The organism is Thiomicrorhabdus sp., assembly GCF_963662555.1.
In the GTDB taxonomy this organism is placed as follows: Bacteria; Pseudomonadota; Gammaproteobacteria; order Thiomicrospirales; family Thiomicrospiraceae; genus Thiomicrorhabdus.
In genome coordinates, this window is the sequence record NZ_OY759719.1 from 544,156 (window position 1) to 570,121 (window position 25,966).

Annotated in this window: 23 protein-coding genes and 1 tRNA gene; 18 read left to right on the forward strand and 6 right to left on the reverse strand. The window is 38.1% G+C overall.

Annotation, left to right across the window (positions count from 1 at the left end; all coding sequences use genetic code 11):
- Positions 1 to 80 precede the first annotated feature (80 nt).
- Positions 81 to 156: transfer RNA gene (locus ACORJQ_RS02235), tRNA-Arg, on the forward strand.
- Positions 157 to 160: 4 nt separating this feature from the next.
- Here ACORJQ_RS02235 and ACORJQ_RS02240 read toward each other — a convergent pair.
- The 6 genes from ACORJQ_RS02240 to purT form a co-directional block, all read right to left on the reverse strand.
- The gene (locus tag ACORJQ_RS02240) at positions 161 to 1,441 is read right to left on the reverse strand and encodes a MalY/PatB family protein (RefSeq protein ID WP_321325627.1); all 1,281 of its coding nucleotides are present in this window, start codon (positions 1,439 to 1,441) and stop codon (positions 161 to 163) included.
- Between the two features lie 10 nt (positions 1,442 to 1,451).
- Positions 1,452 to 3,590: a 5-histidylcysteine sulfoxide synthase gene (gene ovoA / locus ACORJQ_RS02245; protein ID WP_321325629.1), complete on the reverse strand. Its 2,139-nt coding sequence runs from the start codon at positions 3,588 to 3,590 to the stop codon at positions 1,452 to 1,454.
- Between the two features lie 124 nt (positions 3,591 to 3,714).
- Positions 3,715 to 4,419 carry a YoaK family protein gene (locus tag ACORJQ_RS02250; RefSeq protein ID WP_321325631.1) on the reverse strand — a complete coding sequence of 235 codons (705 nt, stop codon included), beginning with the start codon at positions 4,417 to 4,419 and terminating at the stop codon, positions 3,715 to 3,717.
- 84 nt (positions 4,420 to 4,503) lie between these two features.
- Positions 4,504 to 5,397: an RNA polymerase sigma factor RpoH gene (rpoH, locus tag ACORJQ_RS02255; protein WP_321325633.1), complete on the reverse strand. Its 894-nt coding sequence runs from the start codon at positions 5,395 to 5,397 to the stop codon at positions 4,504 to 4,506.
- Positions 5,398 to 5,936: 539 nt separating this feature from the next.
- Positions 5,937 to 6,371, reverse strand: coding sequence for a flagellar export chaperone FliS (fliS, locus tag ACORJQ_RS02260; protein ID WP_321325634.1), 435 nt, complete (start codon positions 6,369 to 6,371; stop codon positions 5,937 to 5,939).
- A gap of 475 nt (positions 6,372 to 6,846) precedes the next feature.
- The gene (gene purT / locus ACORJQ_RS02265) at positions 6,847 to 8,037 is read right to left on the reverse strand and encodes a formate-dependent phosphoribosylglycinamide formyltransferase (protein ID WP_321325636.1); all 1,191 of its coding nucleotides are present in this window, start codon (positions 8,035 to 8,037) and stop codon (positions 6,847 to 6,849) included.
- A 201-nt stretch (positions 8,038 to 8,238) separates the two neighbouring features.
- On the opposite strand from purT, the gene ACORJQ_RS02270 reads away from it, so the two are divergent.
- From ACORJQ_RS02270 to ACORJQ_RS02350, 17 genes are all read left to right on the forward strand, one after another.
- Positions 8,239 to 9,780 carry a putative bifunctional diguanylate cyclase/phosphodiesterase gene (locus ACORJQ_RS02270; RefSeq protein ID WP_321325638.1) on the forward strand — a complete coding sequence of 514 codons (1,542 nt, stop codon included), beginning with the start codon at positions 8,239 to 8,241 and terminating at the stop codon, positions 9,778 to 9,780.
- Between the two features lie 296 nt (positions 9,781 to 10,076).
- The gene (locus ACORJQ_RS02275) at positions 10,077 to 10,691 is read left to right on the forward strand and encodes a DUF2238 domain-containing protein (protein WP_321325640.1); all 615 of its coding nucleotides are present in this window, start codon (positions 10,077 to 10,079) and stop codon (positions 10,689 to 10,691) included.
- 415 nt (positions 10,692 to 11,106) lie between these two features.
- Positions 11,107 to 11,334: a Flp family type IVb pilin gene (locus ACORJQ_RS02280; protein ID WP_321325642.1), complete on the forward strand. Its 228-nt coding sequence runs from the start codon at positions 11,107 to 11,109 to the stop codon at positions 11,332 to 11,334.
- A gap of 42 nt (positions 11,335 to 11,376) precedes the next feature.
- A complete protein-coding gene (locus ACORJQ_RS02285; RefSeq protein WP_321325643.1) occupies positions 11,377 to 11,847 on the forward strand; it encodes a hypothetical protein in 471 nt (156 codons plus the stop codon).
- A 45-nt stretch (positions 11,848 to 11,892) separates the two neighbouring features.
- Positions 11,893 to 12,777: a Flp pilus assembly protein CpaB gene (gene cpaB, locus ACORJQ_RS02290; protein WP_321325645.1), complete on the forward strand. Its 885-nt coding sequence runs from the start codon at positions 11,893 to 11,895 to the stop codon at positions 12,775 to 12,777.
- Entirely contained in the window at positions 12,774 to 14,351 is a 1,578-nt protein-coding gene (locus ACORJQ_RS02295; RefSeq protein ID WP_321325647.1) for a type II and III secretion system protein family protein, read from the forward strand. The genes cpaB and ACORJQ_RS02295 overlap by 4 nt, the downstream gene beginning before the upstream one ends.
- Positions 14,351 to 15,622: a CpaE/TadZ family protein gene (locus ACORJQ_RS02300; protein WP_321325649.1), complete on the forward strand. Its 1,272-nt coding sequence runs from the start codon at positions 14,351 to 14,353 to the stop codon at positions 15,620 to 15,622. The genes ACORJQ_RS02295 and ACORJQ_RS02300 overlap by 1 nt, the downstream gene beginning before the upstream one ends.
- Positions 15,623 to 17,032, forward strand: coding sequence for a TadA family conjugal transfer-associated ATPase (locus tag ACORJQ_RS02305; protein WP_321325651.1), 1,410 nt, complete (start codon positions 15,623 to 15,625; stop codon positions 17,030 to 17,032). It abuts the gene before it with no gap.
- Positions 17,032 to 17,973, forward strand: a complete 942-nt coding sequence (locus ACORJQ_RS02310; protein WP_321325653.1) for a type II secretion system F family protein — start codon at positions 17,032 to 17,034, stop codon at positions 17,971 to 17,973. The genes ACORJQ_RS02305 and ACORJQ_RS02310 overlap by 1 nt, the downstream gene beginning before the upstream one ends.
- Before the next feature lie 5 nt (positions 17,974 to 17,978).
- A complete protein-coding gene (locus ACORJQ_RS02315; protein WP_321325654.1) occupies positions 17,979 to 18,875 on the forward strand; it encodes a type II secretion system F family protein in 897 nt (298 codons plus the stop codon).
- A 1-nt stretch (position 18,876) separates the two neighbouring features.
- Entirely contained in the window at positions 18,877 to 19,506 is a 630-nt protein-coding gene (locus ACORJQ_RS02320; RefSeq protein WP_321325655.1) for a tetratricopeptide repeat protein, read from the forward strand.
- Positions 19,503 to 20,864, forward strand: a complete 1,362-nt coding sequence (locus tag ACORJQ_RS02325; protein ID WP_321325657.1) for a hypothetical protein — start codon at positions 19,503 to 19,505, stop codon at positions 20,862 to 20,864. The genes ACORJQ_RS02320 and ACORJQ_RS02325 overlap by 4 nt, the downstream gene beginning before the upstream one ends.
- A 681-nt stretch (positions 20,865 to 21,545) precedes the next feature.
- Positions 21,546 to 22,784, forward strand: coding sequence for a TsoY family (seleno)protein (locus tag ACORJQ_RS02330; RefSeq protein ID WP_321325659.1), 1,239 nt, complete (start codon positions 21,546 to 21,548; stop codon positions 22,782 to 22,784).
- A gap of 784 nt (positions 22,785 to 23,568) precedes the next feature.
- Complete coding sequence (locus tag ACORJQ_RS02335) at positions 23,569 to 24,231, forward strand: MotA/TolQ/ExbB proton channel family protein (protein ID WP_321325661.1); 663 nt, start codon at positions 23,569 to 23,571, stop codon at positions 24,229 to 24,231.
- Positions 24,231 to 24,659, forward strand: a complete 429-nt coding sequence (locus ACORJQ_RS02340) for an ExbD/TolR family protein (protein ID WP_321325663.1) — start codon at positions 24,231 to 24,233, stop codon at positions 24,657 to 24,659. The genes ACORJQ_RS02335 and ACORJQ_RS02340 overlap by 1 nt, the downstream gene beginning before the upstream one ends.
- Positions 24,659 to 25,054: an ExbD/TolR family protein gene (locus ACORJQ_RS02345; protein ID WP_321325665.1), complete on the forward strand. Its 396-nt coding sequence runs from the start codon at positions 24,659 to 24,661 to the stop codon at positions 25,052 to 25,054. Before ACORJQ_RS02340 ends, ACORJQ_RS02345 begins: the two co-directional genes overlap by 1 nt.
- Positions 25,054 to 25,965 carry an energy transducer TonB family protein gene (locus ACORJQ_RS02350; RefSeq protein WP_321325668.1) on the forward strand — a complete coding sequence of 304 codons (912 nt, stop codon included), beginning with the start codon at positions 25,054 to 25,056 and terminating at the stop codon, positions 25,963 to 25,965. The genes ACORJQ_RS02345 and ACORJQ_RS02350 overlap by 1 nt, the downstream gene beginning before the upstream one ends.
- Position 25,966 lies beyond the last annotated feature (1 nt).

Below are 25,966 nucleotides of genomic sequence, written 5' to 3' on the forward strand. Positions count from 1 at the left end.
AGCGTTTGAAAGAGTTTCGAAGGCTAACCAGGCTTTAACTTCAAATGGTAAACCTGTTAAAATAACGCACTATTAAAATTGCGGCCATAGTTAAACTGGATATAACTGCCCCCTCCTAAGGGGCTGTTCGGGGTTCGAGTCCTCGTGGCTGTACCAAATTTTATTGGGCAGGTAATGAGTAACGTGCTTGTCTGATTTGTTGTAAGGCTTTGTCTAAGGTGGGTTTTGGTACGGCAAGGTTTATTCTCATAAAGCCGGTTCCTGCTTTACTTTGCCCACCAAAGCTTTCACCATCATTTAAGCCAAGCTTAGCTTTACTTACTAACCACTCTTTAAGCTCTGTTTGGTCAGTAAATAATTCTCTAAAATCCAACCAAACCAAATACGAGGCTTCAGGCCGCATCAATTTCACTTTAGGTAGTTCTTTAGCTAAAAAATTCTCTAACAAGTCTATATTTTGATTGAGGTGAACCAGTAACTCATCTCTCCACTCTTTGCCCTGTTCTGTATAAGCGGCCGCCATGGCAATTTGCCCAAATAGGTTTACGCTATCAATTGCATTTTGTTGACATATTTTGAGGTAGTCGGCTTTCAGTTTTGGGTTGGCAATAATGGCATAACCAATCTGTAAACCACCTAAATTAAAGGTTTTACCTGGTGAGCTTAGGGTAATCGTGATATTGGCAATTTCATCCGATATTGACGCCATTGGAATATGTTTATGCGGTGCATAGATCATATCTGAATGAATTTCATCAGAGACGATCGTCACTTGGTGTTTAAGACAAATATTGGCTAATTGTTCTATTTCATCTTTTAACCAAACGCGCCCTGATGGGTTTTGTGGATTACAGAATAAGAATAGTTTTACAGAGTTATCCACAATGGCTTTTTCAAAACTTTCAAAGTCTATTTGATAACGTCCATCTACTAATTCAAGGGGAGCTTCTATTAGCCGACGGTCATTGATTTCTGGAGCTTTTAAAAAAGGGGGATAAATGGGAGGTTGAACTAAAACAGAATTACCAGGCCTGGTAAAAGCAGATACAGCCATAAAAAAGCCATTGGCAACATTATGAGTAAACACAATATGTGATTTATCTACGCGGTAATTATGTTGTGCCTGCCAATTGATAATGGCTTGATAAACCCCTTCAGGGGTAAGCGTGTAACCTAATAATGAGTGGTTTAAACGAGATTTTAACGCATTCATTACAAAAGGTGGCGTGGGTAAATCCATGTCGGCCACCCACATTGGCAAAACGTCTTTAGTGCCAAATAAAGCTTGGCGTAGTTCATATTTTTCGGCGTGAGTGCCTGTCCTAGAGATGGGTTGATTAAAGTTAAACATGTTTGGAAAGGTCTCAATAGATTCTTTTTCTGGTGCTATATCGGTATCAGGCTGAGCCTGTCTTGTTGATTTTTTATAGCTTACCATCATTTTCTCTATGTTATGTAATTTTTTTCCATATTGTAAATTCAGATAAAGAGTGCTGATATTTACGTTGAGTTTCTCTAATCACAAATGGCACATCAAAAGGTTCTGCAACACGGGTAAAGTGGCTGTCTAAAATAGCGTGTAGGCCTTCTAATGTGGTTACGTTTTCACCAGACTGTTCATCTTTATAACCACCTAACCAGCGGGATTTTTCAGTAAACTCTTCTAGCCAAGTGTAAGGTGAGCCAATAATTAGATACCCATGTGAGTTGATTCGTTCATGGATCATGCTCAAGAATTTGCTTGGCTCATACAGGCGGTCAATTAAGTTAATGGCAATGACCATGTCATAATCGGTAAAACGCGGTTTAAGGTTACTGGCATCTTGTTGCATAAAAGTACAGCGTTTAGCCACATCATTAAGATTTAAGTTCTCAAGGCTCTGAGACTTAAACTCCATAATTTCCCCTTCTTGAGGAATCGAGTATCGAATCGTGCCATTGTCTTGAAGCTGGTTAGCCACTTGAATAAAGCGGGCTGAAAAATCTAAACCGGTTACTTGGGAAAAGTGTTTGGCAAGTTCAAAACTAGCACGTCCTACTGAACAACCTACTTCAAGAACGCTTAAATCGGTTTTATTATTGAAGTCTGAATCATTTTTAATGGTATCAATGGCAATATTTGCATAGGCCTTAGCAAAATTTTCAATGCCAAAATATTCATCACCGTAATGAAATTCACAATATTGAGAAACCGATTGATCTGTCTCATAAGTTGAGAATTCGGTTTTAACTTTTGCTTCAGACTGAATATAGCGAAAACCTGCATGTTGAAAAAAGTGACGACGAAACGCATAGCGTGAATAACCATTAATTTCATTACCGGTAGATATCCAGCTACCACCTGTAAACAAGTTGTGTTTATTGTCAAAAGTAGGCATGGTAAAGTCATCATAAAGCGGATGCACTTTAAAACCTTCATAGGGGTAAATAGGGGTTTGTGTCCACTGCCATACGTTGCCTAAAACATCATAAAAATCGTCCGTTTTATTTTCATCTACCGGGGTGGATGAGGCAAATTTTTGTAAATTAAAGTTGGCCTGTTGTTTATGGTGTAAGGCTTGGCTATGTTCTCTTAAACGTAAATATTCATCTTCACTTGGTAAACGAATTGGCAGGCCAGTTTGTTGTGATTTCCACTGGCAAAAGGCGTGTGCTTCAAGCTGATTGACTTCAACTGGCCAGTTCCATGGCATGGGAATTTCTTCAGTCATGCAGCGTAAATACCAGGCCTGGTCAGGGTGATCTTTTTTAACCCAGAAGGTAGGGTGTTTTACAGGGCTAAAGTTACGCCACTGGTTGCCTTCATTATCCCAATATTCAGCTTTGTCATAACCGCCATCTTCAACAAAAGCCAAATACTCTTGGTTAGAGACCAAAAAAGAAGCTGCTTTAAACTCTGGGACTTTAGCTTGATGTTGGCCGTATTCATTATCCCAGCCATAAACGGGTGCTGGGTCATGATGATTAATTAACACTTCACCAGCTGGTACATCATATAGCTGGTTTTCTGGTGCGGAGCCGGATTGCCGACAAATTGGAAATAAATCATGCGACTGCACAGAGGTAATTGGCAACTGGCGAATTAACACTGAAGAGGTTTCTAAGTGAATTCGCTCATGTTCTATGCCCATTAAAATCGGCCACATTGGACTTTTCCAATCAATCGGCATCGTAAATTCAACACGGTCGATTAACTGATTCACAGCTTCTCTAACTTGGTTTCTATAATCTCTAACATCGTCTGCACTTGGCCAGTCGTAATGAGTTTCATCCAAATCATCCCAAGACATTTCATCCACACCAATAGCACACATTGATTCGATTTTTGGATTAATGCGATTAGGCAAAAGCTTGGCTAAAACCAGTTTATTGGTAAAGAAGGTGGCGGTATGCCCAAAATAAAAAATAAGGGGGTGACGAAGAGAACAAGGTCGTTCATAAAAAGCTGAGTCGGACTTTAGAGTTAAAAACAGTGCCTCATAAGCATCATAGGTCAGGTTAAAGTAGGATTTAATTTCTTGACGTTTGGATTCAATATCTCCACTTAGAAGCTCTGGAGGATAGGTGATTAAATCTTCTCTGGTTAACATTAGAACAGTCCAAATTTGAATGAATTGGGTTCATTCTAAACAATGCAAAGCAATACATCAAAGATGATTTGTATAAGTGTGTTTATTATTTGTAAAACCTATGTATAAGGTTGTCGTCTGTTATCTAATTAGTGGGCTGCCTGCTTCTAAATTGGTAAAGGTAAGCAAGCCCTAAAATAAGAGTGATTAAAGCCGGAAAAACCAATGACCAGTTTGGAAAAAGTCTGTAGGCAAAGATGCCAATAACGCCGCCAATAATGAACCCTAAAAGTAAAACAATTAAAGCATTACCCTTCCAAGACCATGCTCGTTTATGTTTTATTTTTTGTGCTAAATGCACACCCAAGTCGGTAACGGTTCCTGTAACGTGAGTGGTACGAATTTGTAATCCTCGATAACTGGCTACCAATGCGTTCTGTAAGCCGCAGGCAATGGCGGCTAATAAAAGAGAAAGATCTGACTGTATAAAACTAAAGAAGGTGGCCAGGCTTAATAAAATACAGTTTAGTAATAGTGCATAACCATAATTGGGAGTGGTTTGGTATTGGGAATGACCTATTAACCAACCAGAAATAAAAGCACCGCCAAAGAAGCCGCTTAAAATCATGAAGTTGTTGAGTAGGTCTATCCATTCAATATCCACAATGGCATCACTCATGCGAGAGCTAACACCTGTCATTTGGCTAACAGGTATGCCAAACTCGATTAACATGGCACTGTTAATGTAACCGGCAATAAGGGTCATAATAAAACTAATTACATAGAGTTTGGTGGCAGATAATTTAAAATCCACGTCATTTTCTATGTGTTCTTTTATAGGGTAAGGCACATAAACTCCAGAAATAAAAAAGGCCTGCTAGAAATTGAATTCTAGCAGGCCTGGATAATTAACCGCAATATGTATAAGGTTTAATTACACAACTAATAAGTTTTTTAATTTATTTAATGCTTGTTGTTCAACCTGGCGAATACGTTCCATAGAAACACCGTATTCTGCAGATAACTCTTTTAAACCAACTTTATCGTCTGTTAACCAACGTTTTTGCAAAATATCACGGCTGCGATCATCTAAGGTCGCTAACGCTTGTTGCATGCGATTCAACTCATATTCTGCGTTGTTCTCTTGAATAAGAGTCATTTCTGGGTTGGCTTCTTGGCTGATTAATACTGGGAACGTGGTGTTCTCATTATCCTCATCCATCTGCATATCAACCGATAAATCTTTACCGTAAAGACGTGTTTCCATTTCTAATACATCTTTACGAGTTACACCTAACTCTTCAGCAACGACATCGGCATCTTTATCGCCAAACCATTCCAGATTTTTTTTAGTGCTACGTAGTTTAAAAAACAGTTTACGTTGTGCTTTGGTTGTGGCTGTTTTAACAATACGCCAGTTTTTGATAACATATTCATTAATTTCGGCACGAATCCAATGTACTGCAAACGTCATTAAGCGCACGTTTTCTTCTGGGTTAAAGCGTTTTACTGCTTTCATTAAGCCGATATTACCTTCTTGAATAATATCGCCTAATGGTAAACCGTAACCATTGTATGAGCGTGCAACTGGCACTACATAACGTAGTGAAGATAAAATTAACTGACGAGCTGCTTCAACATCATCTTGGTAGTAGAGTTTTTCGGCAAGCGTTTTTTCTTCAGCCGCTGTTAACTGTTGCACGCTTTTAATGGTGTGCAAATAAGTTTCCAGGTTCTGTCCTGGTACTAATTGGTGTGCTAATACCTCAGCAGAAGGAAGTTTCTGTGCTTGTTCCGCTTGTAGGTAATTTGTAATTGTCTGAGACATACATTGCCCTCCATTAATACTTTATGTAGTTAATATAACTCATTTTTAGCACTCAATGCAAGAGAGTGCTAAAACAAGTCATTATCTTTCAATTTTCTGGTAGAGGTTGTTGGTTGGTTTTTTTATCAAGCCTGTTTTATAGGGCTTTAATGCACTTATTTTTATATCTAGATTTTCAAAGTGTGAAGCAGATAATTGAGGCAGTTTGTACTAAGTCGGAATGCATTAAGAGCGGTAGGTATGTATTTATATTTTATGTATGAATATATATGAAGTTAAAGTAAAAAAGCCAAACAAAAGGTTTTTGTTTGGCTTCAGAGAATCACTACCACTCTTATACGTTTGTCATTAATATAACAAACAGTAAAAAACGAGTAGTAAGGTGCTAAATTCAGTTATGGATGCAAAAAATTATAGTTTGATACCTTATTTACCAAGCCTAGAAAATATAGAGATGTCAATTTTATAACATCACCTTTAAACATCTGATCGATATATCTTAATTTAAAATTTGATCATTCTTTTTTGCATTACTGAATTTATGCGTTTTCTGGAAACTGACCAGTCTGTTGCATCATCTCTAACCATGCATCACGCAGTTCGGTTAAGATTTCAATTGCGCTGTCTAAATAGAAAGTATCTTTTTCAAACACCGCTTCTTGAATGCTTTGATCGGCATAACGATATAGCTCTTCTAAGTCATAAGCTAACGGTGTATCTTTGGTAAAACTTAAACGGTCGCGTAAGGCATCCAAAATCGTTGTCATACGGCCTAGATGAAAGCCCTTTTCTACTAAAGCTTGGCTTTGGTGGCAAACTTTTGCCAGGTTGCCTTTATCTACGGCACCTTGTAAAAGCAGTAGGATGGTTTTGCGTGGATTTTCCGCCAATGTTTTTTCGGCTTCTTGGTTTCTGCGGTACTCTTCTAAAATAGGCGCCTTAATATCGGCTGCCGTATTGTTATTTAAAGTCATGTGATTCCCCTAGTGTGTTTAGCGGTTTTCGCTTTTGTCTTGTGTAAGGTTGGCAAGTCTTGATTTTTTTATTCAAGTTTTTGCTTTGTCTGTCGTACAGCATATGACATGCCAAAAAATACAATAAGGGCAGTTGATGAAATAAGTTAGACAGAAGTCTTTAGAAGATTGTGGGTTGATAACATTATGATTTTAAAGGAATAGTTTATTGTTAGAACAGCGGATAAAACAGCAGAAAATAAATGGTTTTAAGTGTTAAGTGTAAGAGTAAAAATCATTTTACCAGGCCTGGTAAAACTGAAAAGTGTCAAAAAAAATGGTAGAGATTTAAAGGTTTTTTAGAAGAGATACGATTTAAAACCGATTCTTTAAGAATGCTTGGTTCTAAATCGCATTTATATTGCCGTTTTTCTGTAAAAGTATTATTGTAAAAGCCAATCTGAAAAGTGGCTTCACACTTTATGAGTCAAAAAAATTAAAACGTCACTTGTACCGAATTTGCCGCTTTATCGGCTTTATTAATGGCCTCTTCAATACTCTCAGCTCGAGCAATAGCAACTCCCATTCTTCTGCGACCATCAATGTCTGGTTTACCAAATAGGCGTATTTGGGTGTCAGGTTCAGCTAAAGCTTGTTCTAGGTTTGAGAAGTTGGTTTTAGTTGAAGTGCCAGTTGGCAAAATTACGCTAGAGGCACAAAAACCATGTTGGGCAATGTTAGGAATCGGCAAGCCTAAAATAGCACGAGCGTGTAAGGCAAATTCTGATAAGTCTTGTGAAAGTAATGTAACCAAGCCAGTGTCATGTGGACGAGGAGATACCTCGCTAAAATAAACTGTATCACCTTTAATAAACAATTCAACACCAAATAAACCGCGACCAGTTTCACCGCATAGGTTGTTGGCCACTTTTTCGGCAATTTCTTTTGAGGTAGCTAGGGCTTTTGGGGGCATGGCGGCAGGTTGCCAAGATTGACGATAGTCCCCATCTTCTTGGTGATGCCCAATTGGTTCGCAAAAACTAATGCCGTTTTCATGGCGTACGGTTAACAGAGTAATTTCATAGTCAAAATCCACAAAACCTTCAACAATTACACGGCCTTTACCGGCACGGCCGCCTTCTTGAGCGTAATCCCAAGCGGCTTGAATATCATCGGCAGATTTAATCACGCTTTGCCCTTTACCAGACGAGCTCATAATGGGTTTTACCACGCAAGGTATGCCAATACGTTTCACAGAAGCGGCAAAGTCTTCCAGTGTGTCTGAGAATTCATAAGGAGAGGTGGGGATATTTAACTCTTCTGCCGCTAAGCGACGAATACCTTCACGATTCATTGTCAATTGTGTGGCACGAGCGGTTGGTATTATTTTGACACCTTCTTTCTCCATTGCCGCTAAAGTATCGGTAGCAATAGCTTCAATTTCTGGAACGACCATATGTGGTTTTTCGAGCTCTATGATTTTTCTTAAGGCATTACCATCTAACATATCAATAACATGGCTACGATCTGCAACCTGCATGGCTGGGGCGTTTGGGTAACGATCAGCAGCAATCACTTCTACTCCAAAACGTTGCAATTCAATGGCAACTTCTTTGCCTAATTCACCTGCTCCGCATAATAAAACACGAACCGCTGTTGATGAAAATGGTGTACCAATGCTCGACATGGCATCTCCTTTGCTTAAAGGTAATTAAGAAAAACAAGGCCAAATATATCGGCCACAGTTTAAAAAACTTTAGAAAAACTTTTAAAAATATTAAAAAAATATTTAAAAAGCTTAAAACCGCAAAGCGGTTGTCTTAAACACCCAATATTATACGGTATTTTATGAGGCAACACGGCTCAACGGAACACGAGGTTAAGCACCATGGTAGAGTTAAGTAGCCCAGTAAAAGCAGAAACAATCACTTCTCCTGAAGTAGAGCGTTTTCTACAGTCTGAGCGTAGCCGCACACAAACATCGATTCAACGCCACGAAGAAGAAGTGGCAGGTTTTAGTGTGAAAAAAATGATGCGTGCATTACAAAATCGTTTTTCACATACTGGTGATATCTCAAATGAAATTGCAGAAATGGTTGAGAAACAAGTGCAGATGCGTACTCGTGAACTCTTTCGACAAGCCAATTATGATGCCTTAACTCACTTGCCAAATCGTGCGTATTTCAATACCACTGTCGAACAGCTTGTTCTTAAAGCCCAAGAAGCTGAAGCAGACTTTGGTTTATTATTTTTAGATTTAGATGGTTTTAAATCGGTAAACGATAAATTAGGTCATAAAGCGGGTGATGAGTTATTACGTAATGTCAGTGCTCGTTTAATGTCTGCAACACGAGAAGGCGATATCGTGAGTCGTCTTGGTGGTGATGAATTTGTGGTGTTACTTGCGGATGTAGCCGAGAAAGAAACCATTGAAATTGTTTGTCAGCGCATTATCAATGAAGTGAGTCGACCCTATTGGATTAATGGTCATGATGTTGAAATCTCTACCAGTATTGGTATTTCTCGTTTTCCGTTGGATGGCAAAACTTCGACAGAATTGGTTGAACTTGCCGATCAAGCGTTATATGTTTCAAAACAGAGTGGTCGTAAAACCTATCGTTTTTACCATGAGATTGTAGAAGAGACCATTTCACCAAAACATGTTTTGGTTAATCGTTTATATGATGCGGTAGATAATGGACAAATTGCCTTACAATTTGAGCCTCAAATTGATTTAACCTCTGATTCGATTGTTGGTGCGAGTATTACCGCAAAGTGGGATGAGAAAGAAATTGAATCGCCATATTTAGCTAGCTGGATTGAAATGTTAAATGACTCTAAAGCGGGTTATACGGTTGGTGCATGGTTAATGGATTCTGGTTTGTATTATTTAAAGCAGTGGCAACAATATAATGATGCCATGATTGTTTCGATTCCTGTTGTAGATGCGTTATGGCAACAGCAAGATTTAGTGGCCATATTAAATGAGCGTTTTGCTCACTTTGATGTGCAAACTTCTCAAGTACAGTTAGAATTCTCTATTAAAGCTTTAACCGAGAATAAAGCGTTGCAAGAAGTACTTAATGCTTTAACGGCAGCGGGTTATCAAATTACCTTAAGTGAAGTCGGCAAAACGCCATTAGATTTGGCCTTATTGGCTCAATTAAATTTACAAGAAATTAAATTAGACCGCGATTGGTTGCAAGCAACGATGGCAAATGAAAAAGGCCAAAAATGGGTTCAAGCTCTTGTGCAAATGGCTAAAAGTCTAGACTTATGTGTGATTGCCACGGGTGTTGAAACTCAAGAACAAGCACTGCAATATCGCAGTATGGGTTGTTCAATGGCGCAAGGTGAAAACTGGTCTGAACCAGTTGATGCAGAGCAGCTTCAACAATCTATTCAACAAGACTTACTTGTTATAGCTTAATCACTTATTAAATTTTTAATATAGCCAAATTAGTATTTTGTTAAATCCTTAAAACCCCTGCTTGGGGTTTTTTTGTGTCTAAATCTTAACTCTACGGCTATTTGCTGTGACATTTTTTAACGTCACAGGCTTGCGTAATGGTTACAAGTGATACTAAAGATTTTTAGATTTACCCTATGCTCAGACGACATAGAAAGCCACAGGATATACCAGGCCTGGTAAAATCAAAATTATCAATAAAAGCAAGCTCAACCTAAATGTAGAAAGAGTTGTTAACTTATAATAGAGAGTAAGCCATGCATAAAGAAATCAATTTAAACCAAATTTTTTGGCTAGTGAGTTTTTTAGTTGTCTTTACGTGGTCGGCTATTTACCCTAAAGATGGCTTTACTTGGTTTTTAGAGGTTGCCCCCGCTATTATCGGTTTTGTGTTGATTGTGTTTACTCGTAAACGGTTTCCGCTTACTTCATTGCTCTATTTTTTAATCCTTATTCACTGTTTTATACTTATGGTTGGTGGTCACTACACCTATGCCGAAGTTCCTCTGTTTGATACCTTTAAAGAGATGTTTAATTGGAGTAGAAATAACTACGACAAAGTAGGCCATTTTGCTCAAGGCTTAGTACCGGCATTAATTGCCAGGGAGATTTTGATTCGTAAACAGATTGTAAAAGGACAGGCCTGGGTAAACTTTATCAGTGTGAGTATTACCTTAGCGTTTAGTGCATTTTATGAATTGATTGAATGGTGGGTTGCTTTGAGTTCTGAAGAGGCTGCCGAAGCCTTTTTAGGCACACAAGGTTATGTATGGGATACCCAGTCAGATATGGGTTATGCACTTTTGGGGGCGATTTGTGCAGTGGTATTTCTTTCTAAGATTCATAACCGTCAAATAAAAAACCTTTCTTAATAAAATTTAAGATAGTTTTTTTCTACTTTTATAACCAGTTTTTTATATAAAACTAATTGTTTTACCTTCTTTTTTTGAAAAAAATCTATTTTTTAACTCTTTTATTTACTCTTTTTTGCTCTTAAATATCCATATTTAGTTTAAGGTTTTGTCTTAATGGGCTGATAAATTACAGCATTTTCTAATATTAGATAATGCTTGAATAAGGCGTATTAATACATGATATAAATATATTATATCCTTAAATAACAATGTGTTACATGGTGTTTTTGGATTAAAAATCCAATCAAAAAAAATGCTTATGAACAAATCAAAAGTTTTGTTTATGATTTGTTATAAATTTAATTGAATTAGTAAATGTGATGATTTTAAATAGCCTCCGTGTTCTGGAAGGGCTCAGGTCAAAAAATAAAAAATGGATTTAAAACGAGGAAGAATCATGTTGGATGAAGCAAAAGTTACCCAGATGTTACAAACTAAAAAACAGAAAAAACAGAAGGGAGCAACTATGATTGAATACGCTCTTGTGGTTGCAGGTGTTGCTGCAATTGCGTTTGCTGTATTCTCTGGCGATACGACCACTGGCGTAGGTAAAGCAATTAAGGACAAAGTAGAAAGTTCTGTTACTAATGCTGGTGCTTAAATAGTGCCTAAGCACAAATTGCATAAACAAAAAGGAGCCGTCATGCTTGAGACGGCTTATGTTTTGCCAGTGATGGTAGCGGTTATTTTATTAACCGTTGAAGTCATTGGTTATGCAATGAATAGTTTTGCAGTAAATGATGTTTTAACCGATGTGCATTCCACTATTTTGAGTGAAGTTTCAACGGTAAGTAATTTAGACGCTGGCAAACTATTGGATCCATCCATTCAGTATGCAAGCTGTAGTTCTGATGGAAAGGTTGTGTTACCAACAGGTATCAATAGCTCAATTAATACTATTGTGACTACCGCTCTTGCATCAAGACATATTACTTTTACGGCCTCTGATCCTGGTGTTACCAAAATCACCAAAAGTGTCGTCTCTGGCTTTGATGTCTATGTCGTAAACTTTTCGGGAACTGCCAATACCTTAGTTATCCCAAATATGTTTTCAATTTTATTACCTATTAGTGTCGATACGGTAATAAGTGTTAAAGATAGTTGTGAGCCGTAAAACTCTCATTTCTGTTGTTACCGCCCCAATTTTTAAGAGAATTTTATGAAAATTCAACGCAGTGATTTGATTCTGTATGGTGTCGCTTTGCTCTCATCTTTGTTAGCTGTGAGTTTAGTGTATGGTTATGTCGAAAACCGTGTATCAGAGGCACAAAGTCACGCCGAGGTTAAAACAGTAACCGTAGTTGAAAAGCCTGAATTACGTTCAGTGGTTGTTGCTAATCGTGACTTATATCGTGGTGAAAAAATTAATGCTGATGATATTAAAGTGCTAAATGTTCCAACAGAAGGTGTGATTGCAACAGGTGTTGTGACCAATCCAAATAAAATTATAGGTCACGTCGCTAAACAGCATATTTATGCAGGTGAATGGCTGATTGAACAAAAATTTGGCTTGCAAGATGATGATGGTGGGCGCGTTGAATCTTTGTTAGAAGAGGGCAAGCGTGCTTTGCGAATTCCTGTTTCTGCAGAAAGTGGGTTGTTGGGGATGTTAAACCCCAGTGATCATGTCGATGTGATTAGTGTGTTTGAAAGTGCTGATGGTAAACGAATGATTAGCCGCACGATCTTACAGAATATTGAGGTTTTATCAATTGGCCAAACCAACAGAATGGGACAGTTAAAAGAGGAACAGCGCCAAGAATCTGAGAAAAACCGAGAAGGTGAAGCTTTTGTAAAGGCCTCCATGGTGGCTTTGAATGTAGATACTCAACAAGCGGAAAAGTTGGCTTTAGCCATGAATATTGGAGCAATTCACCTTGCGTTACGAGGCCCGGCAGATGTGGCACTGGTAAGAACTGATGGTGTCAATGTTAAGGTGATGGAGCGCGAAAAGCAGAGACCACCTAAATATAAACCAAAACAACAGCGTGATGTCATACAGATTATGCAGGGTGACAAAGTTCAAGAGGTAATTACACAATGAAATATCTTTCTAAATGGTTAAGCCCGTCTGTATTAAGTGGTATAGGTCTCTCTTTAAGTCTTTGTACGATGAACGCTGCTGCCGATGTGGCTAAATTGTATAAGTTATCTGAAAGCGATAGCCAAATTATAAAGTTTGATAAGCCTTTAAAACGTGCCCTAATTGCAAACCCAGAACTTGCCACCGTTAAAGTATTAAGTAACAAAGAGCTATTGGTCACGGGTAAAGAAGCGGGTCGTACCCAGTTAATTGTGACCTATCGTGACACGCCTAACGTTGACAATAAAATTGTGTTAAATGTCTCACCAGATCAATCTCGTCGTGAAGAGATTAAAGAAACCTTAACAAGTTTACTTGCTGATCTAAACCCTCAAGGCACGGTCAAGTTTGAGCTGAAAAATATTTGGATTAATTCCGAAGGTTCTGTTCGCAGACAGATTGACGAAATTGGTAATCAAATTGATGGCGATAATTCAATTAAACAAGCCAAACGAAAAGACAAAAATGTTTTGCAAACAGCAACCACTGCGGGTCAGTTAGATGCACAGCCTTTAGCAGGTAACTATATGGTATTGCTGAGCGGTAATGTGCCCAATAAAGCCCAGAAAAAACGAATTCATTCGGTGATTTCAGCTTTGGGTTTGAGTGTGGTAAATATGATTAATGTCACGGGACCACAGCAAATAAAGTTATCGGTTCGTGTGGCTGAAGTGGTGAAAGGCAATCCATTTAGAAGTGGTTTTGCAACGAGAGATAAAAGAGATCGTTTTGGGCTTTTCCCTCCTGGAAATTTAGGTACAACGGCGAGTTTTTTATTAAATGTTGAAAACGTTGCTGCTGGAACGCCTTCAGGTATGGCTTTTCCGCACCCAGATGGTTTTCAAATAGGCATTAACCCAACAGGGAGTGACCTGTTTGGCGTGTTATCTATTTTAGAGGGTAGGAATTTAGCTCGCGTTTTAGCCAAACCAGAATTAATTGTGCAATCTGGTGAAACAGCCTCTTTTTTAGTAGGGGGAGAGGTACCGATTCCTGTCGCTCAGCGTCAAGATACGATTACTGTTGAGTATAAGGAGTTTGGTGTTCGCCTGCGTTTCAGCCCAATTATTACTGAGTCCGGCGAGATTCAGATGACTGTTGCACCTGAAGTCAGTAATATCGATTCAAGTGCGGGTTACCAAGCAGGTAGCATCGTGGTGCCAGGTTTTCGCTCTCGCAAAACCAATACAACTATTACTATGAAGCCGGGTCAGAGTTTTGTCATTGGTGGATTAATTCAAGATAATTTACGTAGTTCAGTTTCTAAAGTTCCTTTTTTAGGCGATATCCCAATTATTGGTACTTTATTTCGCTCAACGAGTTATGACAAAGATCAATCAGAACTGGCTATCTTAGTAACCCCTACTTTTGTTAACCCAATTGATAAAAACAAAAAGGTGACTTTACCTGGCGAAAACCTAGACAGACCAAGTTCTGCGGATGGATTTTTCTATGGAAAGTTGGCAAAAATGTTACCTGAAGGCGAAAGTGTTTTACCTGAGTTATCGGTTAAGATTGGACTGGAGACCCCATAATGACTAACTTATCGGCTAGTGATGTCGCTCTTAAGCAAGCACTGTATTTTGGGCATGATGAAGATTTAGTAGAAACGGTGAGAGTATCTATTGTTTCTAAATACAGTATGAATTCAATGGACGAAATTCCTCATATCTGGCCTGAAGAAATTGATTTAGTATTTCTTGAATACGGTGGTGATTCAGCTGAAACTCTTTCTAAAATTAATCAGATTCTGACATTAGCTAAAGGTGTGCCTCTTTATATTTTGCTTCAGCAAAAAGATGCCGACTTTATTATTGAGGCTTCTCATCAAGGGGTTCAAGGTTTTATAGAGTGCCCCAATGAGGTTTTACATATCCTCTCCATTTTGCATATGCAAGATAGAAGGCGACTAGGCAAAAACGGTAATGTCTCTTCTCTATTTAGCTTAAAAGGCGGGGTAGGTTGCACAGCATTAGCCACAAATTTAGCCTCACATTTAAATGATATGACCGAGGGTAGAACCGTATTGGTGGACTTAAACATGCCATTGGGGGATACCGCTTTATATCTTAATATGGAAAGCCAGCATCTCTACTCATTAACCGATTTTGTATATAACCTAAATCGATTTGATGAAAATCTTATCTACAAGTCACTTAGCCAGCATGAGTCAGGATTGTATTTACTGCCGTTGCCAACAGAAGTAACTGAACTAGAAAGCTTAAACGGTAATATGGTTAAAACCATTATTCAAGCTCTCAGGCGCTATTATGATCATGTGATTATTGATTGTGCGAGTGATTTATCTGATATGACAATCAGCTGTTTGGATGAATCCGATAATATTGTTTTGGTTTCCGAACCTTCACTCTCGTCACTAAGAGCCGTTAACTCTGTTTTGCAGTTAACGCAAAAACTAGGTTATGTGAAAGACTCTATTAAATTAGTCGTAAACCGAAGCAATAGCGATGATGATGAGATGCTTAATGAAGTTGTTAACTCGTTAGATGTTGAGACCGTTATTAAAGTGAATAATGCTTATGCCGATTTTAATGAGTCGTTAAAAGAGGGAATCTTACTTAAAGAATACAACCCAGATTCCATTATTAATAAACAGCTACATAACATCGCCAATATGATGCATAACGGCAGTAAGAATATGTATGTTGATCAACCAATAGAACGTTCTTCAATCGCTAAAAATTGGCTTAATAAATTGTTAAAAAAGGAAAGTAAACCTGCAAATGTAGAGCAAACCTCAGAAGAGGCGGTTAAGCTTTTAAATGACAAAATGGTGGTGTCTTAAATGGGGTTGCAAGATCGTCTAAGACAAGTAGAGCAAAGTCGACAGCCCACACTCAAAAAAGACTCTGCACAAGATTCCAATAAAAGCCGCTCTTCGGCAAAACGGAGCTTGTCAGAGGTTAATCTAGCCCAAAATCCTACTCTATTAGAAATTAAAAAACGTTGCCAAAAAAAGGCGGCAGAAGATGATGCCTTTTATGAAGCCGACAGTAAAGAAACTCGTCAAGAATTACGTCCTCGTTTAGAGGAGTTGGTTAGAGAGCACGCGGGTGATTTGGGTTACCCGCTTTCTGAAGTAGAGGTTCGTCAATTAGGAATTGAGCTTTTAGATGAAATTTACGGTTTGGGCCCTATTGAGCCTTTGCTAACTGACCCAACTATTTCAGATATTTTAATTAACGGTTATAACCAGATTTATGTTGAGCGAGCTGGTCAACTTGAGTTATCAGATGTGCGATTTATCAGTGAAGAGCATTTACGAAATAAAGTAGATCGTATGCTGTATTCAACTGGACGTCGTGTTGATGAGTCCTCTCCACTGGTTGATGCCCGTTTACCAGACGGTTCACGTATAAATATTATTATTCCGCCATTAGCCGTTGATGGTATTAGTGTCTCAATTCGTCGTTTTCCAGAACAACATTTACGCCCTAAAGACCTTATTGCATTTGGTTCTATGACGGAACAAATGTTTACTTTTTTAGACTACGCAGTAAAAGCAGGTTTAAACATGTTGGTTTGTGGGGGAACAGGCTCAGGTAAAACGACTACATTAAACATGCTTTCGGGGTTAATTCCAGAAAATGAACGTACGGTAACCATTGAAGATAGTGCCGAGTTACGTATGCAGCAAACTCATGTAGTACGTTTAGAAACACGGCCGCCTAATGCAGAGGGCGTGGGCGAAGTGAGTCAGCGTGAATTGTTAAAAAATGCGTTACGTATGCGCCCAGATCGAATCGTGTTGGGTGAGGTGCGTGGTGGTGAAGTACTTGATATGCTTCAAGCCATGAACACTGGGCATGATGGTTCTTTGGCCACACTGCATGCCAATAGTCCACGAGACAGTATCGCCCGACTAGAGTTAATGATTAACTTAAGTGGGGTTGATATTCCTGCGGCATCGATTCGTAAGCAAATTGCCAGTGCCATTGATTTAATTATTTATGTTAACCGAGGTAAGGATGGTAAACGCCGTGTTGAATCAGTAACCGAAGTCGTAGGGATTGAGGAGGATAATGTTGTTCTGCAAGAGATCTTTGTCTTTGAGAACAAATATGACAAGGTTACTGATAGCATGCGTGGTCAATTCAAGGCGACGGGTCTGCGTCCGGCATGCAATAAAAAATGCGAAGCCGTTGGTTACCAACTTCCCAATGATTTATTCAGCTTTTCTCAGGATGTTTTTTAATGGATTTGGGTTTTGTTATTGTTGCATTGGCGATTATTTTTCCTTTTTTATTGTTAAGTTTTACTTTTTTAGCTAAACAAAAACGCCAAAGGCAACAGCATTTAAAAGCACTAATGCTCCGAGTCGGACTACAGTCGGCAGAAACGAAAACTGTAACCAGTCAGCTTATGTTGCAAAGAGATAAAAACTGGTTTTTGTGGTTGATTGGTCTGTTTAAAAAAGCTGGGATATCCAATAAACGAGAAATTACCGTATTAATTATTATTCAGGCTTTTATGATATTTTTCAGTGTCTTTGTTTTATCAACTAAGTTTAATACCCTCACTGACAAACATATCATTTTAAGTGTGTTGTTACCGCTAATTCCTGCGGCCTATCTGTTTATTAAAATTCGTCAGCGACAGGCTGAACTCCGTAAACAATTTCCAGAAATGCTGGACTCTATTGTTCGCTCATTGCATTCAGGGTATGGAATCGACGGCGCAATTGCCGCTATTGGTGAAGATATGAATGGTGCTTTGGCCGAAGAGATGAAAGAGGTCAATAAACAGCTGGTGTTAGGTGTTAGTATGCGCGACATTTTAAGGGAGTTTCAACGTAGAGTCGCACTGCCTGAAGCCCAGTATTTTGTCATTACTTTGATAATCCAGCGTGAGACAGGTGGGCAACTGGCCGCTATTCTGACCGAACTTTCTAAATTAATGCGACGTCGAGATAATTTTCAAGCCAAGTTAAAAACCTTAACCGCAGAATCACGCTTTACTGCTTGGTTTATTGGCGGAGCACCGATTCTTTATATTGTGTATAAGTATTTCTTTGACAAAGAGTCTATGAATTTTTACTTGTATGATCCACTTGGTTTCAAGCTTTTTGTTTTTTCGTTGATCATGATAATCACAGGAACTCTGATTCTGCGTTACATGCTAAAAATGAGATTTTAATTAAGATGAATATGGTAATACTGTTATTGATTGTAGGTCTTTTATCATTTTTTTCGGTTTGGTTATTAGTGAATCGAGTGATGAAGTTACAAGCAAAACAAATTGAAATTGAACACTTAAAATCTCGGGTAGGCTTGGCAAATAAATACACGGCAGAAAAACAAAGTTTTTCTAATTGTTGGTGGTGCTCTCTCGGTAAAGCTCTAGCTCCAAAGAGTAAAAAAGAGTTAGCTAAAACCCAACAACAATTATTTGGCGCTGGGTTTCGCAATGATAAAGATGTTGGCGGTTATTTTTTTATTAAATACAGCACCCTAATCATGACTATTTTAGGCATGTTGGCTTTATGGAGTTGGTATTCCGTAAGGTTGGAATGGGCAGTATTAGTGGTCATTATTATGATCTTATTGCCTGAAAGAATTCTAATTTTTTTAGGGCAGAAGCGCTTAGCTCAAGTCAGTACCGATCTACCTGATTTTTTGGATATGTGTAATGTCTGTATGAATGCAGGGTTAAGTTATTTAGTTGCCATTAAACGAGTTTCACATGAGCTTAAAGAGGTTCACCCTGAAATCTGCTATGAGTTTGAATATGTATTAGATCAAATTCAAATAGGCGTTGCTCGTACCGATGCTTTACGTCAATTTGCACAGAGAAATCCTACCAAAGATATTCAGAATTTAGTACAGGTATTAATTCAAAACGAAAAGCTAGGTAGTTCTATTAGTGCGGCTCTTAACAGCTTTTCTCGCCGCATGTATCAAGAAAGAGAGCAGTTTTTAGAAGAGAAGGCAGCCAAAACTTCCGCTAAGATGGCGGTGGTGATTATGCCTTTTTTAATGATGCCATATTTGGTTTTACTGGTTGGCGAACGCATGGTTATGCTTGCTAGAGGATTTTAAAATGAGTGTAAAAAATAAACTGATAATTGTACTGAATGTTTTGGCAATTACCTTATTAGGCGGATGTTCACAAACGCCAACCAAGCTTGCTGATCTACAAAAACAAGCTTATCAACAACCTAAAACAGAACCTTTGGCCACCAATTTAAATGATAAAGATGAATATGAATTTGCTTTGGATTTAGTTGGTTTAGAAATTAAGCGTCAGCATTATTCACGTGCTGAAGTGTTATTACAAAAACTGAGAAAAATTGACCGTACTGATGTGCGCATTTATCGTTTATTGGGACAAGTTTATGAAGCTCAAAATAAACTAGATTTGGCTTTAATTGCTTGGAAAGAAGTCAATAAATCAAACGATAAAACCACTAAAGATGAAGCTCAATTAGGACGTTTAGCCTTAATGGAAAATCAATTTAAACTCGCTGAATCAATTTACCAGGCCTGGTTAAATTCAGATAAAGAAGTGGTACAAGTCAGTGGATTAAATAATTTAGGGTTTTCAGCGATGTTACAAAAGAAGAATGCAAGAGCTAAGACGTATTTTCTACAGGCTTTACAAAAAGACCCTCTCAATAGCAAAGCGATGAATAACTTAAAATTGCTTGATACTTTGGTAGGACGACTATGAGAGTAGTAAAACATTTATACAAACAAAGAGGTGCTGTGAGCATTTTGGGTGCCGCAGCGATTGCTTTAGGATTATTTGGATTTGATCAAGTTTTACAATATGGTAATGCCAAAATATTAGACCGAGAGTTAGACAACTATGCTCGCACGGTTGCAAATGTCGCTTTACGTTCTGAATTAGCCATTACTAAGGCTGGAATTGATGCTGGCACCATGAGTGCCGACCAAACCAGTATTGTAGTTGATGATCTGCTCAATCAAGTCAATATGTATGCTACTGCTACAGATAGTAAAGCTGCCAATTTATATAAAGAGATTACCTTTGGTAACCTCGACGAAAATGGAAAATTTGTTGCTTTATCGAGCGATGCCAATAATCCAAAAGCAGCTCAAACGCCTCCATACTTCAGTGCGGTTGCTGTTCAGCTATGGAGTACCGAAAGTTTTTATACATTTACCCCGCAAGGCAAAGCGATATACGGTTTATCATCTTCGGATCAAAATGCAGACTCTAGTTGTTATTGTAAAAATCGTTATACCGCTTGTTTGGATATGGATTTAACGTCGGCTGATTTAGCTCCTATTCCTGCCGCTGATGCCGCTCTTATTGCAGTTAAAGGTTCTGACGAACGTAAAAATTATTGCAACTATGGTTATACTCCTTCTCAAGCCAGTAATTTAAATAAAACCAAATACCCTTGGGCTCAATTTGATGATGGTTGGATAGGTCGTGAACCAGATACGGTGAATTTCTTTATGTTTTACTCTAAAGGCTATAGTGATGCCGCTTTTTCAAAGATTTTAGAGCATAAACCGTTAGCAATTAATGATGGTGAAGATCCTTTATATAAAACGGGTGGTATGTTTTCTGCGATGCTAAGCATGATGTCTTTATTTATGCCTGGGAGTTCTTTGGACGAAAAATTGGCCTATGAACAAGATCAGTCTAAGCTTAAAAAGAGCGACATATCCTCTTCCCCTGATTTTGATAATTATCGCTGCTCAAACTCGTGGTCTGTAAAGTCTTGTAGCTCGTTTTCTTCTTGGTCTAATCCAGAAGTTGTCTTAGATGACAGTTTCTATATTGGTTACAAAGGAACTTGTGTTCCAAGTACAAATAAAGCTAATTCTGATATGTCACGTTGTCTTTCCTATAATGATAGTGGTACTGAGCGTTATGAAAGCTGTTTAGATATTTCACGAAGAAGTAGTATGCATATGAATTTCTTTCAGCGAATGATGTCTTTTTTCTTTGGCCCAATTTTAGACTGGGAACGTTCTTATGAAGGTCTAGATTGCGAAATGAAAAAAATGAAGTACGTAGGTTGGATGTTCTGGGGTGGTTGGAAAGACGTTTAACCAGGCCTGGTAAAATTAAAAAACCTAGGTTTTATAATGAAGACTAAAACCTAGGAAAGAGAGGGTATTGGAATAATACCCCGGAGGAAAAACGCTTATAGAATTTGATATTTATAAGGGTTTTCCCTTAAGCAAATATACTAGCATCGAACAATAATGACTGTTTGAGTTTAATTTTGGTAACGAATAGATTTAATTAATAGATATTCTTGGACAGTAAAGTCGTTTTTGCTACAGACAATGCCACAGAAATTAGCAGGTTTTAAATTATTGGATAAGTATGTTTGTGGATTTGATGAAACCTTTAGCAGTGATGATATTGTTTGATTTAACGTTTTATCACGCCACTCCTAGCAAAGAGAAGCATAAAGGTTTAATAAATTGGATCTTTATTAAAAATTAAGTTATTACCCACTCTGTATAGCCTGTTGTAGAGTCCGACGAATATTCATTTCTCTTACATGAAAAACGCCTGTTAGTTGTTCTTCTCTTAAAGAGCACTAAAGTTTCAATCAATATATCTTTAATCTTATAGAGCAAATGGTTAGACCGTCTATTCTAAGGAATAATGGATAAACCCTTGAAGAGGCTTTATCAGACTATTTTAATGCGTAATTTTACCCTAATATGTGCTTGGGCATTAGTTTTATTTATAGGCATATAATTAAAAGGGTTATTATTATGAATCAATTATTTTTACAAAAATGGCATCCACGTCATTGGTTATTGCCTCTAGGCATAATGGGTACCAGCATAATGCTGGTTTTTATCCTCAATATTTTTGTCCCGCATAAAGGGTATTTTTTACCCTCTATTACTCAAGTTGATAGTTTTATTGAACAATCGAACTTTTTTGCTGCTTTGGCAATCAATCTTACTTGGTGGTTGTTTTGGGCACTACTGGCTATCGCCACAATACTTATTCCTTATTTTCTTTATAAATCTATCCAGTTTTTAAAATCTGGAGCTCATCAAATTTCAGATAAAAATGCCATGGAAACAGCAGGATGGTTTGGTGTGTCATTAACTTTGGCGATGTTTGGTAATGTCACCAGTTTTGCTACCGTTATGTTTTTTGAACTAAATGCGAAAGCGGATGACTTTATCTGGCCGTTTTGGTTAGCCTATAACACCGCCATTGCTCTTATGGCTCTGTTTCAATATATTTGGTATCGTCAGGCAAAACAACAGGCTGATCAGCCAGAGCAATCCTCCATGGTTGTGCCTTTTGCTTTAGGTTTTATGGGGCTTAATTTAGCCGGTCCAGGAGCAATGGGAAGTCATGATGTTGTTGTAAGCATATCCATCTTTTTATCTATTGGGTTTATGTTGCTTTCAATGTATGCATGGTTAACAAAATTGGCTACTTTTAAGAAAGATTCTAAAGCTCTGTTTGCTTATAAAAATGACAATACTGATGCCACTAAAACAAAAAACTGGTCACAGTTAATGAATTTTGGAACGGCAGTAACAACCTTTAATGTTTGGCTTATTACCAGTGTGCGAAACTACCTAAATTACGGGCATCATTTTTCTGAATTTGAATTAGCCACCAAAAATATGATTACTTGGGGGGCGGCTATTACAGTGCCTATCGCGTTATTAGTTTTATTTTTATTGTGGAAGCGTGGATTTTTTGCACATCTATTTAAAGCTCAACAGCCATTAGTCTTTTCTTTAGGCTTAATCTGTATGTTGGTTTCAAGTTATGTGATTACCGCTTTATATACCATGACAGCATTAAAACTTGGGCTAATAGCAAAAGGAAGTGGCATCATTTATCTGTTAATTGGCGTAGAAACCATACTTCTTTCGGTGACGGTTTTTAGTGTTATCGCACTCATTTATCGAATGATTATTAAACAAAATGTTCAGTGTTGGAAAAATGAAGAAGTGCAACAACATTTGACTAGAAGTTAAGCTTAATAATTGTTTGACTAATTTCCATTTATTTAGCCTGCTATATTGCAGGCTTTTTAATAGGTTTAATATTAAAGATTCGTCTCGACAATGAAAGCCGCTGTTAGGTTGAAATATGCAGGTAAGGGAGTTGTCAGGTTTGTATTTCCCTAGCTTTACGGTGTGGTAAGTTGATATTATCGATTAAAAGAACGAATAAAGTTTTCAATAAAAACGCCCGCAATTTTTATTAAATTGGCGGGCGTTTTTTATTGGAGGCAGGATTGGATTAAATACGGTTCAACATGCCTAATCTAACTAAAACCGAGTCTGTAAGGGCCTGTTCTAGGTATTGTTCAAAAGTCTAAGTGTTTCCTTCACTGTCTGATTGATTGTTATCTCTACGGCTCAAATTTTTCTACTAATTCTTCCGCTATTTATGCAATGGGTTTTATGAAAATGATTTTACCAGGCCTGGTGAATTTAATGGCTATCTATGTTGTGTATACATAAGATAAAACAAAAATAGGATATGCTAATCAACTAGTTAACGAGAAATAACCCTTATAAAACCTACCTCTTAGTTTTAACTGATTTTATACATTCGGTTAGTGCTTTTATCTCTATATCTTTATGTCTGTATTCTAAAGGCGTTATGGATACCCTCTAGTAAATTGCTCTAAAGTTCAAGTAAACCCACTTTTATTAATGATAATTATTTTTATTTGAAAATGATTGCCTTTTCTTTTTTTAATATGTAGAATGCGAATCATTATCAGTAGCGTTACTATTACTAGAGGATTGTATGATTCAGGATTTATTCGCATTTTTAAACTTTGGTGGGCCAGTCGTTCTTATTCTTATTGGCTTTTCAGTGGTGGCGACAACGTTGGCATTATTAAAGCTGTGGCAGTTTTTTCGTATGCGAAAAGTTAATGGTGCTGAACCCAGTTTGCTGATTAGTCTGGTTGAAAAATCAGAAACCAATCAGGTCAAACTCATGAGTAAAGGGCAGGCAAATCCACGTGCAAAGCTGATTTCTCAAGCGGTTGATTTATTTGAAAAGCAAACCATGTCAATTGCTGATATTAAACAAGAACTGGCACGCAATGCACGTCAGAGCATTTCTAAACTGGATGAATACCTAAGACCTTTAGAAGTGATTGCCACCATTGCGCCGTTACTTGGATTGTTTGGTACGGTTTTGGGCATGATCGAAGCCTTTCAGGCTATGGAAGCGGCAGGTAAAAATGTCAATCCAGCTATTTTATCTGGTGGTATTTGGCAAGCCTTGTTAACTACTGCGGTTGGTCTTGCTGTCGCCATTCCAGTGTCTATGGTTCATAGCTATTTTGAACGTAAAGTTGAGCGTGAAGCCTTAGCAATTCAAGATGATTTAGCCCGTATATCAACACATTTTGCCAGCAAGCTAGAGCATAAAAAATCAGTAGGCATGGAAAACGTCTAATGAACTCTGTTATTGCTTATGTTCCTAGAAGACGCCGAATTGGCTTAACGGCATTGATTGATGTCGTTTTTATTATGTTGATGTTTTTTATGCTGACATCCAGTTTTGAACAGTGGAAAACCATTCAAATTGATAGTCCGGTGACTGAAGTACAAACAACAAAGCCCGCATTACCACAATTTATTGTGTTAACAACCGAAGGCCAAATATATCCGCTGCATAAAGAAAATCAAACGGTGGCGTTTTCTGATGTATCAATGGCTTTATGGGGCGACTTAGATAGCAAACGTCCAGTGTTACTTTTGCCAGCACCTGACGTTAAGTTGCAATTGATGGTTTCGGTTATTGAAAAGCTACGTGAGATTGGCTTAAGCGAAGTGTCTCTTGGAGAGCCTTATCAAGAAGATACGACACAAGGAAATCAGTAATGGATTTTAAACTCATTGAACGCCGTCGTCCTGACCCAGAAGACAGCTTGATTCCGTTAATTAATATCGTCTTTTTATTGTTGATATTTTTTATGGTGGCTGGGCAGATCAGTGCAACAGAGACTCAAGATATTGAACCACCCACCAGTTCGAGTGAAACGCCTTTAGATAGAGATGGCTGGGTGATACAAATTAATGCACAGCAAGAGATTTTACTGAATGACGAGCCGATTGTATTGGCTGAGTTAGTGAAGGATGACATGCCGTTGGAACAAGTGATTATTAAAGCAGATCAAAACACTACAGCAAAAACCCTGCACCCTGTCTTACAAACTCTGCGGGAGCAAGGGGTTAAAAATATTTTGCTGTATAGCCAATTACAGGATTCTGAATAATGTCACGCGCATTTGTTATCGCTTTTTTTTCGGCCTTAATTCTACATATCGCCGCAGCCTACGCTATTTATAAAATGCCAGACAACAAAGTTCCTGATATGGCTGAAGATGAGGGGAAAGGCGGCATTAAAGTTGGCTTGGGCATGCAAGGTAGCTACCAAGAAATTTTACATCCACCAAAACCAAAGACTGAAGAAAAGGTGGTTGAAGAACCGGTTAAAAAACCAGTTAAAACCGTGGACGTTAAACAAAAGCCAAAAGATAAACCCGTTAAAAAAGTTGCTGAGCTTAAACCAAAGCCTAAGCCAAAACCGACTAAGCCAATTGAAAAAAAGGCAGTGTCCAAAGCGGTTCCTAAAATCACTAAATTGGCTAATAAGCCAGAAAAATCGATTGAAGTTGCTGAACAAGTCAGGCCAATTAAAAAGACTCAAGAGGTCACGCAGGATGAAGTTGCTGTAGAAAAGAAACCTATTGAAGCAACAACAGTATCTGCACAAAAAACAGAGCAACTGGCAGAGCCAGCGGTTGAGCAAAAAACGAAAGCGATGCCGCAAATGAACAAGGCCACAGGCTCAAAAAGTGACCGCCGTTCAGGGAGCAAAAAAGGCAATGTAAAAAGCTATTTTGCAGAATTAACGCATTGGTTAAATCAGCATAAAGAATACCCTGTTGAACTTAAAAAAGCGAAACAACAAGGTACGGTTGAGGTGCAGTTTACCTTTACTAAAGATGGGCAGATTACCCACTCTAAAATTAAAAAATCATCGGGTAATGCCAGATTAGATCAAGCCGCATTAGACATGCTACAAAAAGCTAATCCTTTACCTCCAATACCCAAGGCATTCGGGCGGGACGCATTGACCATTGCGATACCGGTCGAATATTCATTAATAACCAATAAGTTGTAAA